The following is a 12,988-nucleotide window of genomic DNA, read 5'->3' on the forward strand; positions in this document are numbered from 1 at the left end:
AGAGAAACTGAAAAGGGCTGGTTTTTTTTCCAATGCCATGATCCCTCCAGATGATTTCCCTTTTCAGTTTCAAAATCTGCAAAACGGAAAGTTTATAGACATATTAACGAAAATAATTGGAATAAATGATAAAAAGTTGTGCGATATTCCTATTAAAAATTAGATTGTAATAAAATTTTAACATTTTTCTGTCAGAATCATAAAAAAATCATAAAAAATGACGAATGTTCACTAAAAAAATAAATAAAAAAATCGAATTTAAAAGCAGTCTCTTATTGAGGCTGCTTTTATTGACAAATGGGAAAAATAGAACTAATATAATCAAAAAATTCAGGAAGGAAGGGGATCATACGGAAGATTTAACAAAGGCTCTCATAGAGGAATTGAACTGCAAAACAGTATTTACAATTCCGGTCTTTGGTGGGATCGCAGTAGACGAAGGCGTTGTCGTAACATGGATCATCATGATGGTACTGGCATTACTTTCGATTCTTTTTGTGCGAAACCTCAAAGTGGAGAATCCGGGAAAAGTTCAGCTTGCTTTAGAATCTGTGATCGAGTGGGGCGAGAACTTTTTCAAAGACATCATAGGGGAAGAAAACAAACGTTACATACCCTGGTTAATGACAGTTGCACTGTATCTTGCATGTGCGAATCTGATCGGACTTTTTGGATTTAAACCACCGACAAAAGATTTGAACATTACAGCGGGACTTGCAATTATGAGTATGCTGCTGATTGAATACAGTGGAATCCATAAAAACGGTGTAAAGCACTGGTGTGGACATTTCGCCAAACCGGTACCGCTTGTAGCACCGATCATGATATTGGAAATATTTATCCGTCCACTGTCATTATGTATGCGACTGTTTGGTAATATGCTTGGCGGATTTGTAGTTATGGAATTAGTTGAACAGGTAGTACCACTTTTTGTTCCGATACCGCTTAGTTTTTACTTTGATATCTTTGACGGATTATTACAGGCATATGTGTTTGTATTTTTAACAGGATTATTTATGAATGAAGAAATGGAATAAAGAAAAGGAGATTTAAGATTATGACAGGAACAATTATTGCAATTGGAGCAGCAGTAGCAGTATTAACAGGTGTTGGAGCCGGTGTAGGTATCGGTATTGCAACAGGTAAAGCAGTAGATGCAGTAGCAAGACAGCCGGAAGCAGAGGGCAAGATCAGTAAGAACCTGATTCTTGGTTGTGCACTTGCAGAGGCAACCGCTATTTATGGTTTCATCATTGGACTTCTGATTATCTTCTTCTTGAAATAAGGCGTGTAAAAGAACGAAAGAAAGGCAGGTAATAAGAAGTGCTGAGATTAGATTTTAATCTGGTTCTTACCATGATCAACCTCGTGGTCCTCTACCTCATCCTGCGTAAGTTTTTATTTCGCCCACTGATGAACATTATGGAACAGAGAAGAACGATGATCGCAGACGGACTTCAGCATGCAGAAGATACAAAAAAAGAAGCTTACGCATTGAAAAGTCAGTATGAGTCAGCTCTTGGCGGGGCAAAAGAAGAATCAACCCGGATCATCGGTCAGGCAAAGAAAGATGCAAAAGCAGAATACGACCGTATTCTGGATGAGGCAGATCAGGCAGCAGGCAAACTCATGAAGGATGCCAGAGAGACGATTGATCTGGAGAAAGAAAAGACACTGAGAGACATGCAGTCAGAAGTTGCCGCTCTTGCAGTAAGTGCTGCAAAAAAAATGGTAAAACAGCAATATGGGGCGGATGCAGATCAGGCGGCATATGACCAATTTCTGAAAGAAGCAGGTGACGCCCATGACGACAAATAAAAAAGAAAATGCCGGATTCTACTCCATGCCGGCAATCCGTTATGCACATGTACTTTCAGAACTTGGGATTTCCGGGACAGCAGTTGAAGAGACAGAAGAAATTCTGGAGCAGACAAAAGAGTTGAAGGAAATCCTGGAACATCCGGTTATTACTAAAGAAAATAAACATGATATCATCGACCGGATATTTCCGGAAGAAATGAAGAATTTTCTGAAGGTTGTCGTAGATAACGGAAAAGTAGATATCGTCATGGAGATCTTCGGCGCATACGAAGAGCTGGAGAAAAAAAGAGCAAAGATCGCGACAGCAAAATTACGATATGTAACGCTTCCGTCCGAAGAACAGAAGAAAAAGATGGAAACATTTATATGTAAAACATTTGCGGCAGATGGCGTGAGCTGGGAAATGAAAGAAGATCCGGAACTGCTTGGCGGCTTCATACTCCTTGTTGATGGAAAGGAATATGATTACAGCATGGCAGGACGTCTGAACCGCTTAGAGCAGACATTAATGCGGAGGTGAAAATAGTGAGTACAATAAGCTCAGATGAGATTATCTCGATCCTGAAAGAAGAGATTGAGAATTATGATGAAATATGCAAAGACCAGGAAGTCGGCACAGTCATCTCTGTCGGCGACGGTATCGCCTCCATTTATGGAATTGACCATGCAATGTATGGCGAGATCGTAACTCTGGAAAATGGATTAAAAGGAATGGTGCAGGACATCAAACAGAATGAAATCAGCTGTATCCTGTTCGGTGATGATGCTGAAGTAAAACAGGGAACAAAAGTTGTCCGTACCGGTAAAAAGGCAGGTATTCCGGTAGGAGAAGCATACATTGGACGTATTGTAGATCCGCTGGGAGCGCCGATAGATGGAAAAGGTGAGATCGAGGCAACCGAGTACCGCCCGATCGAGCAGGAAGCGCCGGGAATCGTAGACCGTAAATCGGTAAGCGTACCGCTGGAAACAGGAATCTTATCGATTGACTCCATGTTCCCAATCGGACGTGGACAGCGTGAACTTATCATCGGTGACAGACAGACCGGTAAGACTTCGATTGCAATGGATGCGATCCTGAACCAGAAAGGAAAAGACTGTATCTGTATTTATGTAGCGATCGGTCAGAAAGCATCAACGGTAGCACAGCTTGTAAATACATTAAAGAAACACGATGCACTGGATTACACGACCGTATTTTGTTCGACAGCAAGTGAGTGTGCACCGATGCAGTATATCGTTCCATATTCCGCAACCGCACTTGCAGAGTATTTCATGTATAAAGGAAAAGACGTATTGATCGTTTATGATGATCTGTCCAAACATGCAGTAGCGTACCGTGCGATCTCACTGCTTCTTGGAAGATCTCCGGGACGTGAGGCTTATCCGGGAGATGTCTTCTATCTACATTCCAGACTTCTGGAGCGAAGCAGCAGACTGAGTGAGGAAGCCGGTGGCGGCTCGATCACGGCACTGCCGATCATCGAGACGCAGGCAGGAGATGTATCTGCATATATTCCGACCAACGTTATTTCTATTACAGACGGACAGATTTTCCTGGAGAGTGCGCTCTTTAATGCAGGTATGCGTCCGGCGGTCAATGTTGGACTTTCCGTATCCCGTGTGGGTGGTGCGGCGCAGACAAAAGCGATGAAGAAGGCAAGTGGAAGTATCCGTATCGATCTTGCGCAGGCAAGAGAAATGGAGTCCTTTACACAGTTCAGTTCAGATCTGGATGATGCGACAAAAGCACAGCTGAAATACGGAAGTACACTGACAGAGCTCCTGAAACAGCCACTGGGACGTCCGTTAAAACTGCATGAACAGGTAATTACGTTATGTGTGGCAACGCACCATCTGATGATGGATGTGGAAGATGCGAAAGTCAAAGAGTTCCAGATGGATATGCTGGCATATTTTGACCAAGAACATCCGGAGATCGGACAGGCAATCGAAGAGAAGAAAGTACTGGATGACGAACTGACAGAACAGATTATTGAGGTAGCTAAAAAGTTCAAAGAAAATAGATAAGCAGGTGAAAATATGTCGAATGCAAAAGAAATCAAAGAACGAATGGGCAGCATTCAGGAGACAAAAAAGATCACCAATGCCATGTATCTGATCTCTTCTTCCAAGATGAAACAGGCAAAGAAAAAACTGTCAGATACGGAACCATTTTTCTATAGGATGCAGGCAGAGATTGCCCGAATCTTAAGACACGTTCCGGATATGCACAGCCAGTTTTTTGATCAGAGAGAAGAGAAGAAACCGGAAGACAGGAAAATCGGCTACATTGTAGTCACCGCAGATAAAGGGCTTGCCGGAGCTTATAACCATAATGTACTTCGCATGGTGGAAGAGAAAATAAAAGGACCGGGACAGCATAAGTTATTTGTATTAGGTGAACTGGGACGGCAGTATTTTACAAAGCGTACAGATGTGGAGCTGGATATGAGTTTCCGGTATACCGTACAGAATCCGACGTTGTACCGTTCCAGAACGATCACCAGTGAGATGATCGAACAGTTCCGGAGCGGAGAGCTGGACGAAGTTTATGTGATTTATACCCGCATGGTAAATGCAATGCAGGTAGAGACAGATACAGTAAAACTTCTGCCGCTTCACAAGGCAGATTTCCTTCCGAAGGAAACATTGAACGCACTTGCAGATGTCTATCAGGAAGGTATGGTGTTCTATCCATCCACACACAGTGTGATGGCAAATATTGTGCCGAATTATATTAATGGTATGATCTATGGCTGTCTGGTTGAATCTTACTGCAGTGAGCAGAATTCCAGAATGCAGGCGATGCAGAATGCGACAGACAGTGCCACAAAGATGCTGGATGAGTTAAATATAACTTATAACCGTGTGCGCCAGGCCGATATCACACAGGAACTGACTGAGGTTATCGGTGGAGCGAATGCACAGAAAAGGAAGTGATAAGCGCTATGACAAAAGGAAAAATCGTACAGGTTATGGGACCTGTCGTAGACGTAGAATTTAAAAGCAAAGAAGAACTTCCATATATCAAAGATGCGCTGGAGGTTGACAATGGCGGAAAACGCTGTGTCATGGAAGTAGCGCAGCACATCGGAAATAATATTGCACGTTGTATCATGCTGGCTTCCAGTGACGGACTGTGCAAAGATATGGAAGTAACCGCTACCGGAGCAGGTATTAAAGTGCCGGTAGGAGAACAGACTCTGGGACGTCTGTTTAATGTATTAGGTGAGACAATTGATAATGGAGAACCGATCGCCAAAGATAAAGAGCATTGGGTAATCCACAGAAAAGCTCCTTCTTTCGAGGAGCAGAGTCCGGCAGTAGAAGTATTGGAGACAGGAATTAAAGTCATCGACCTTCTGACGCCATATGCCAAAGGTGGTAAGATCGGTCTGTTTGGTGGTGCCGGAGTTGGTAAAACCGTGCTGATCCAGGAGTTGATTCACAATATTGCAACCGAACATGGTGGATATTCTATTTTCACAGGAGTCGGAGAGCGTTCACGTGAAGGTAATGACCTCTGGACAGAGATGAGTGCATCGGGAGTTCTGGACAAAACCGCTTTGGTATTCGGTCAGATGAACGAGCCACCTGGAGCACGTATGCGTGTTGCTGAGACGGGACTTACGATGGCAGAATATTTCCGTGACCAGGAACATCAGAACGTATTGTTATTCATTGATAATATTTTCCGTTTCGTACAGGCAGGTTCCGAGGTGTCCGCACTTCTCGGACGTATGCCGTCAGCCGTAGGTTATCAGCCGACGTTGGCAAATGAAATGGGAGCACTGCAGGAGCGTATTGCTTCTACGAAGAACGGATCTGTCACATCTGTACAGGCAGTTTATGTGCCGGCCGATGACTTGACAGACCCGGCACCGGCAACAACATTCTCCCATCTGGATGCGACAACCGTATTATCCAGAAAGATCGTGGAGCAGGGTATTTATCCGGCGGTAGATCCGCTGGATTCCACATCCAGAATCCTGGAGCCGGACGTAGTTGGAGAAGAACATTATCAGGTTGCACGTAAAGTACAGGAAATCCTGCAGAAATATAAAGAATTGCAGGATATCATCGCAATCCTTGGTATGGAAGAACTTTCCGAGGAAGACAAGATGACAGTAAACCGTGCGCGTAAAGTGCAGAAATTCCTGTCACAGCCATTCTCAGTAGCAGAAACATTTACCGGAATCCCTGGAAAATATGTACCGTTAAAAGAGACGATCCGTGGATTCAAAGCAATCATTGACGGTGAGATGGATGAGTATCCGGAAAATGCATTCTTTAATGTCGGAACAATCGATGAAGTCATCGAGAAAGCCAAAGCAGAAGAAGCTGCAATGGAAGCTTAGTACCAGTGAAGGAGTGAAATTATGGATACATTTCAGTTGAAAGTCATATCCAGCGACAGAGTGTTCTACGAAGGACGCTGTAAACAGCTTATCATTCCGGCACCGGACGGACAGAAAGGCATCCTGCCGCATCATGAAAATATGATCATTGCAGTGGAAATCGGTGAACTGCATCTGCAGGATGAAGAAGGAAACTGGATCACCGCTTCGGTTTCTAAAGGTTTTGCAGAGATCATGAACAACCGTGTTTCCGTACTGGTAAATACAGCGGAGAGCCCGGAAGAGATTGATGTCAGACGTGCGACAGAAGCCAAAGAGCGTGCCCAGGAGCAGCTCCGGCAGAAGCAGAGTATTCAGGAATACCAGCTGTCGCAGGCATCGCTTGCAAGAGCTATGGCAAGACTTCGTGCATCGAAGGAAAAAGACTGGCGGATTTAATAAAAGGGGACGGGGCTTTTCTGGAAAAGCCCCGTCCCCTTTTAAGTCGTTATGAGATTACAGAGAGTAAGCCAGTTATTTCACCGTCGCATTTTTCGAAAGCCCTTTTTTCAGGAAGATTTTCTTATAAGATTTTACTTTCCCTTTCGGCACAGTGATGATCGCTTTTGCATGTGTTTTCGTAAATGCCTGGCTGCCGACGCGGGCAGTTGTAAGCTGCGAGGTTTTGATGGTGACAGCCTTTAAATTCTTGCAGCCATAGAATGCTTTCTTGCCGATGTTTGTTACGGTTGACGGGATAACGATTTTCTTAACTTTCGTGTTACCTTTAAAAGCATTGCTCGCAATCTTAGTTACACGGTAAGTTTTGCCGTCACGCTTGACATACGTCGGTATTGTAACCATGCCGGATGCTTTCTTTGAAGGTTTGTATGTTGTGTTACCACTGATCTTCGGAGCGGTATTGCCGGCAATGCTGATGCGGAGCGTCGGGCGGTCCACGGAGTTATTTGTAGAATATTTCTCTATAAAATCTGCAGTGCTGTAAGTGTTATCATTGATAAAATATGTCAGATACAGCGTCCCTTTTTTCTTACCGGTCAGCACTTGCTTTCCGGCATTTCCGGAAAGCGTGGCAGTGCTGCTCTTTACCGGAGTTTCTTTGGCATTTGTAATCTTCCAGATTCCTTTTTTGGCGTTAAAACCGTAATAGTCAGCACCTTTTGTGTTGGTTGCTACCAGTTTAATCTTTGATAAAGAATAGTTCTGCTTTATATTGACTGATTTTGGCGCACCGCTTTTCACACTGATATCACTAAGCGGAAGTGTCGGAATAAGATCATCTACTTTGCTGGAAACGGAAGATAATGTTTCTGTGTAAGAGCCGCCTGCTGCGCTCATCAGTCCGTTTCTGCGGATACGTTTCAATAATTCATCTCCATATTTATATTTTTTTACAGTTCCCCAGTTGATGCCATCCGGATCCGTCATGCTTGCCTGGATGTAGCTTCGTTTCTTAAGATTCGTGCGGGCATTCTTAGAACCTGCGCCGTTGAAGCTGGCGAGAACGTAAGAATTTAATTTACCGCCTCTTAAGTTGCGGTCATATTCAACGATTGTAACATCGTAATTGATATAGACCGGACATTTATAATAAGTCGTTGCAGTCTGTGTTTTTGTCTGCTGCTGGATAAGAGCTGCAGTATAAGGCAGGAGTGAAAGAGATACTTCGGAAGTATTTTCCGTTGAGCGCTCTTCGCTCTCCTCTTTTGACCAGCCTTTCTCAATGGACTGGCTGGCAGAAAATCCGATGGAAGTTTCCAAATCTCCGAAGAATGGAAGACTCTTGGAATGTGTAACTGTAACGGATTCTTCATAAGTATAAGATTTGGATCCACTGATGCTGCTCAAAGCACCGTAAGTAGTTGAATTTGTCAGCGACTGCGTGCCGGACACTTCCACGCCACTGTTGTTGCGGATATCGGAGCTGTAAATATTACTGGTCTTTTTCTCGTCACTGATCACCCGCTTGTAGGAGTTATCGTACATTGGGAAAATCGGTGACACACGGAAATTATGAAAGTACACAGCGTAAGCTTTGTAGCGTCCGGCGATATCACTGTCTTTTGCACGGAGTGCGCCATGCCAGCGGACAACAACCGGAGATTCTTCGGTATCATTGGAAATGGAATCGAGTTTTTTTAATGGAAGCGATCCAAGCGGTGTACTCGTAAGATCATTTGCGATATGCTGTTGTGCATTCGCAAGACTGCTTTCACTGAAATACCCGCCCCAGTTATACCAGGCATCGTCCAGTTTCAGTTCAGATTTCCGCCGATTTCCATAAATGGTCATATTACAAAGTGTATCATTCAGATAACCATAATTTCCTTGCCCTTTTTCGACAGATAAGATCCATCCAAGATAATCCCAGTCGGACAGCAGATAGTCGCCCTTGCGTGTGCCCATAGGAACGTCATCATCTATAATGTAAGATTGTAGTGCTTTTTTATAACATTCCGCCGGAAGCATGGAGAGATCTGTATTAGTATTACGGTAAAAAACGCGGTCACTGCCGAGATCCTGTGAGTCTTTGTCGATGAAAGTTTTCGGAAGATCCACAAGCCCATTTATAATCGCTTCCGGCGATTCATCTCCGGCCTTTACCTGAGTCATTGGAATACAGGAAAAAATCATGACAGAGGAAAGTGCCAGGGCAAATGTTTTCTTCCAGATTCTTATTTTTCGTTTATCATTCTTTTTCATAATGCACCATCCTTTCTAATATATCTTGACGGAAATTGTTGCTTTTCTGCCACTGCCATCGGTTGCGGCGGCTGTAATCTTTACAGTTTTTCCTTTTCCGGCTTTTAAAGCCTTCGCGACACCTTTGGAGGAAACAGTCATATATTTCGTGTTTGAAGAAGTGAAGGTTAAAGTTTTATTTGCACCTGCGGATGCAGTGACAACTGCCTTTAATTTCGTACTTTTTCCGGCTTTTATTTTTGACGGTGCAGTGACTTTCAGCTTCTTTACAATCCCCTTCATGGAAGTAATCTTAAAAGAGCCTTGTACTTTACTGCCATCTTTGGATAAGGCAGTGATGGTAACGGATTTTCCACCGCTGTTTTTCTTTAAAGTGACAACACCTTTGGAAGAAATAGTAGCAACTTTAGTGTTACTTGATTTCCATTGCAGAGCTTTATTGGTTGCGCTGGAAGGAGAAATCGTGGCTTTTAAAGTGAGCTTTTTCCCGGCAGCAATCTTGTGGGAAAGACCGGATAACCGGATTTTCTTTACTTTATAAACCGGATTTTCTGGTTTGTTAGGCTTTGGCGTTTCATTTTCGTTGATTACCATTGCATTCTTTTCGAACATGGTATTATTGGAAGAAACCGTACCAGCTGATAAATAATTTACTTTTGAAAGATCAACATACATTGCAGGACGTAAAGGATAGTAATCCTGGGATGCCATGCTGGTTTTCATGATTTCACCTGTCGTTTGGACACTGTCATACAATGCTCTCGTTGTACCATAAGTTTCTAATCTCCAGTTGCAGTTTCCGGCATATTGTGGACGTTTGTCACGCCAGACATTCTGTGCAAATGCAAAGTCTGTACACTTCGCGCGTCTTGCATTATCTTCTAGCAGGGTGACATCTGTGAATCCGTATGCCAGAGCTCCCGAACCGTAGGCTTCCGAGTTGCTTAACAGAAAAAGTTTATTTACAGAAGGCTTATAATTATTGCGGGTTGTATCAACGACAGCAGCCTGTTCTTCGGAAGAAAATATCTGGAAAAATAGTTTGTTATTAAAGAAGTCAGGAATATCTGTCAGACTTCCCCGGTAGAAAATCTTGTCAGCAAGAAGAAAAGCGGTGGATTTATTCATTTTTAACACACGCCATTTCAATGGCTCGTATCGAAAATAGTGCCAGGTGCTGTCATCTTCCCAAGGGAAAATATCATAAGTCTGGGAATATTTAGTGGTTGGCCAGTAGTCCGGAGCCAGGAGATAAGAAACATCCGTCTGGCTGCGGCAAAGCCTCCGATATTTGTAGTTTCCAATGGTAATATTTCCGTTTTCATCCCACTGGGAGTCGTCGGCAGCTTTTAATTTTTCGTAAATTTGTCCATTTTCTGCTGTGACTTCAGACTGCGGATAGCTTCCGAGCCAGACGCAGTCCCAGGTGACTTTCTTCCCGGCATAGAGAGAAGAATCATCGGTGATTTTCGGATTGGATAAAGTGTCGGATGCCCGGACGGTCTCCGCCGGACAGATAAGTGAGGACAACGTTCCTGTCACGGTAAGAACCGAGGCAAGAAAGATGCCGGAGAATATTTTCTTAAGATGCAGTCTGTTCATAGTGCGCCCCCTTTTCATGATTTTGATAAGTATAGGTTTTAACGTTCACTTCTCTATCTTTATCATATGAAAAGGGGACAAAAATCATAGTGTCTGCCGGTCACATGTTAGGAAATCAATGGCTATGGTGGTATTTCGCAGGGGTTGTGTCATATTTTTACTGGAATATTTTATAAAAATATCCTTTGTTGTTATAACCGATAGTGTGCATAATCTCGTCTACGGTTTTATCCGTGTGTTCCGGCATGGATTCCGCATGTTCCAGACGGATCTTCTGCACATAGAATGCAGTATCACAGGCAGATATCGATACGCTGGTTGAAGAATATTATGACAAATACGAGATCCTTCTGGAAGGAAGAGATGAGAAAGAATTCCGCGAGCATGTTGCAGTGCAGGCAGGAATTGAAATTGGATTTGAGAGATCTCTGGAACAGTCTGGCATATTAAAATAGGACTGCAGATTGGGAGGTTTGCAGTCCTGAGGAAAAAGTTATGAAAAAGAATTATAAGTGTTCGTTTTCTTCGAACAATTATAGTATAGGCAGAAATTGTGATGAAAGTGTGATGAGATTAAGAAAAAAATGTTAACAAATACATTTTCTTATAAAAAGCCATTAAGCCACAAACCCACTCCTGAGCAAGCCCATCGTGGTTGCAGGCTTATGACCCTGGCATCTTAAATTCTGAAGAAACATTAAAGATATTTTAAAGAAATAAGAAGAATGTGCACAAGCAGGAAAAAGTCTGCTATAATGAACAACATACGGTGAAAAGAGGTGCATTATGAAGAAAGACACGACACAGAAGAAAAAAATGATATCTTCTTATGCAATACTTCCGCTGCTGATCTGTGTAGCCGTGAATTTCACAGTTTATATAGGAACAGATAAGCTGACGGAACACCGCAATTTTTATGATCTGACCTTACCGGTTGACAGAATGGTTCCGGTGATTCCGGCATTTTCAGTCATTTATATCGGATGTTATTTATTCTGGATCGTAAATTATATTATGATTACCAGAATGGACAGAAGCCACTGTTATCGTTTTATTCTGGCGGATGTTATGTCAAGACTTGTATGTGGTTTCTTTTATATTGTAATGCCGACAACGAATGTGCGTCCGGTAGTGAATGGAACAGATATTTTCAGCCAGATGTTAAGATGGGTGTATCAGATAGATGATCCGACCAGATTGTTTCCGTCAATTCATTGTCTGGTAAGCTGGTTCTGTTATATCGGAATCCGTGGACAGAAGCAGATACCGAAGTGGTATCAGAGGTTCAGTCTTGTATTTGCAATTTTAGTCTGTGTATCAACGCAGGTAACAAAGCAGCATTATATTGTGGATGTTTTTGGAGGCATTGCTGTAGCAGAGATCTGTTACCGGATTTCCGGTAAGATTATGGAGCGGCGAAGCCGGGAAAAGGGGAAAAAGATTGTTAAATAAGAAGAAAAGTATTGCGAATACCATTTTTCTGGTTTTGATTTTCGCATTAACACTTTACAGTGTATTCCATGGTGAAGATCTTCCGGCGGTGCTCAGGACGATCGGTGAAGTGAATCCGTGGTATCTGATACCGGGAACAGCAGGTGTAATCCTGTTTATCTGGGGGGAATCGATCATTATCTGGTATATGTTCGGTACACTGGATATTCATGAAAAGAAACGGACGTGTTTTTTATATTCCTGTGTAGGTTTCTTCTTTAGTGCGGTGACACCGTCTGCAAGCGGCGGACAGCCGATGCAGATCTATTATATGAGAAAGAATAAAATACCGATTCCGGTAGCAACGCTTGTACTGATGATCGTTACGATTACATACAAATCTGTACTGGTATTTGTTGGTCTGTTCGTTGCATTTTTCCAGAGAGGATTTGTTCACAGATATCTGGAAGGAATACTGCCGATTTTTTATCTGGGAGTTGCATTAAATGTAGGCTGTTGTGTTGCAATGTCGATTCTGGCATTTCATCCGGAGCTTGCCAAATGGATCATGATGAAAGGTCTCAGGCTTCTGGAAAAGAGCCGGCTTATGAAACATAAGGAAAAGAGAACGAAAAAGCTTGCAGATTCTATGGAACAGTATAAGGCTACGGCGGCTTATTTCGGAACGCATAAGAAAGTGATCTTTAATGTTATACTGATTACATTTTTTCAGAGATTTTCATTATTTTTTGTAACATGGTTTGTATACAAAGCTTTCGGACTGCACGGAACGAGCATATATGATGTAGTGATGCTGCAGGCAGTCGTATCTGTATCAGTGGATATGCTCCCACTTCCGGGAGGAATGGGAATTAGTGAGAATCTGTTCCTGATTATTTTTAAAACAGTATTTACAGCAGGACTTCTGTTACCGGGAATGGTACTGAGCAGAGGAATTGCGTTTTATGTACAACTTCTCTTCAGCGCAACACTGACATTGGTTGCGCATGTTCGGATAGGACGAGGGCGGGAAGAGACAACAGAAACTTGTGAACAACAGGCTGGCTAAT

13 protein-coding genes and 1 pseudogene are annotated in these 12,988 nt (G+C 42.9%); 11 read left to right on the plus strand and 3 right to left on the minus strand.

Going from position 1 to position 12,988, the window contains the following annotated elements:
• The first annotated feature begins 374 nt into the window (after positions 1–374).
• The 8 genes from DXC04_RS03910 to atpC are packed head-to-tail and all read left to right on the plus strand — an operon-like array spanning position 375 to position 6,620.
• Entirely contained in the window at positions 375–1,037 is a 663-nt protein-coding gene (locus DXC04_RS03910; RefSeq protein ID WP_117537526.1) for a F0F1 ATP synthase subunit A, read from the plus strand.
• Positions 1,038–1,057: 20 nt separating this feature from the next.
• Complete coding sequence (gene atpE, locus DXC04_RS03915; RefSeq protein WP_021860091.1) at positions 1,058–1,285, plus strand: ATP synthase F0 subunit C; 228 nt, start codon at positions 1,058–1,060, stop codon at positions 1,283–1,285.
• A gap of 38 nt (positions 1,286–1,323) precedes the next feature.
• Complete coding sequence (gene atpF / locus DXC04_RS03920) at positions 1,324–1,818, plus strand: F0F1 ATP synthase subunit B (RefSeq protein ID WP_021860092.1); 495 nt, start codon at positions 1,324–1,326, stop codon at positions 1,816–1,818.
• The gene (gene atpH / locus DXC04_RS03925; protein ID WP_243112094.1) at positions 1,805–2,341 is read left to right on the plus strand and encodes an ATP synthase F1 subunit delta; all 537 of its coding nucleotides are present in this window, start codon (positions 1,805–1,807) and stop codon (positions 2,339–2,341) included. The genes atpF and atpH overlap by 14 nt, the downstream gene beginning before the upstream one ends.
• 5 nt (positions 2,342–2,346) lie before the next feature.
• Positions 2,347–3,852: a F0F1 ATP synthase subunit alpha gene (gene atpA, locus DXC04_RS03930; RefSeq protein ID WP_021860094.1), complete on the plus strand. Its 1,506-nt coding sequence runs from the start codon at positions 2,347–2,349 to the stop codon at positions 3,850–3,852.
• 12 nt (positions 3,853–3,864) lie between these two features.
• Complete coding sequence (gene atpG, locus DXC04_RS03935; protein WP_118660031.1) at positions 3,865–4,764, plus strand: ATP synthase F1 subunit gamma; 900 nt, start codon at positions 3,865–3,867, stop codon at positions 4,762–4,764.
• Positions 4,765–4,772: 8 nt separating this feature from the next.
• On the plus strand, positions 4,773–6,182 hold the full coding sequence (atpD, locus tag DXC04_RS03940) for a F0F1 ATP synthase subunit beta (protein ID WP_021860096.1): 1,410 nt from the start codon (positions 4,773–4,775) through the stop codon (positions 6,180–6,182).
• A 21-nt stretch (positions 6,183–6,203) separates the two neighbouring features.
• On the plus strand, positions 6,204–6,620 hold the full coding sequence (atpC, locus tag DXC04_RS03945) for an ATP synthase F1 subunit epsilon (protein WP_117537530.1): 417 nt from the start codon (positions 6,204–6,206) through the stop codon (positions 6,618–6,620).
• A gap of 75 nt (positions 6,621–6,695) precedes the next feature.
• Here the strand turns inward: atpC and DXC04_RS03950 are convergent, their stop codons facing one another.
• From DXC04_RS03950 to DXC04_RS16025, 3 genes are all read right to left on the minus strand, one after another.
• Complete coding sequence (locus tag DXC04_RS03950) at positions 6,696–8,885, minus strand: leucine-rich repeat protein (protein WP_118660033.1); 2,190 nt, start codon at positions 8,883–8,885, stop codon at positions 6,696–6,698.
• A gap of 15 nt (positions 8,886–8,900) precedes the next feature.
• A complete protein-coding gene (locus DXC04_RS03955; RefSeq protein WP_158580432.1) occupies positions 8,901–10,487 on the minus strand; it encodes an Ig-like domain-containing protein in 1,587 nt (528 codons plus the stop codon).
• 157 nt (positions 10,488–10,644) lie between these two features.
• Positions 10,645–10,767 carry a hypothetical protein gene (locus DXC04_RS16025; RefSeq protein WP_279220485.1) on the minus strand — a complete coding sequence of 41 codons (123 nt, stop codon included), beginning with the start codon at positions 10,765–10,767 and terminating at the stop codon, positions 10,645–10,647.
• A gap of 4 nt (positions 10,768–10,771) precedes the next feature.
• On the opposite strand from DXC04_RS16025, the pseudogene DXC04_RS03960 reads away from it, so the two are divergent.
• The 3 genes and pseudogenes from DXC04_RS03960 to DXC04_RS03970 form a co-directional block, all read left to right on the plus strand.
• Positions 10,772–10,924, plus strand: a pseudogene (locus DXC04_RS03960) (L-arabinose isomerase family protein); the annotation flags it as partial.
• A 349-nt stretch (positions 10,925–11,273) separates the two neighbouring features.
• Positions 11,274–11,939: a phosphatase PAP2 family protein gene (locus DXC04_RS03965; RefSeq protein ID WP_118660037.1), complete on the plus strand. Its 666-nt coding sequence runs from the start codon at positions 11,274–11,276 to the stop codon at positions 11,937–11,939.
• Positions 11,929–12,987, plus strand: coding sequence for a lysylphosphatidylglycerol synthase transmembrane domain-containing protein (locus DXC04_RS03970; protein ID WP_118660039.1), 1,059 nt, complete (start codon positions 11,929–11,931; stop codon positions 12,985–12,987). Before DXC04_RS03965 ends, DXC04_RS03970 begins: the two co-directional genes overlap by 11 nt.
• Position 12,988 lies beyond the last annotated feature (1 nt).

It is taken from the genome of Dorea sp. OM07-5, from assembly GCF_003481355.1.
GTDB classification, from domain to species: domain Bacteria; phylum Bacillota; class Clostridia; order Lachnospirales; family Lachnospiraceae; genus Dorea_D; species Dorea_D hominis.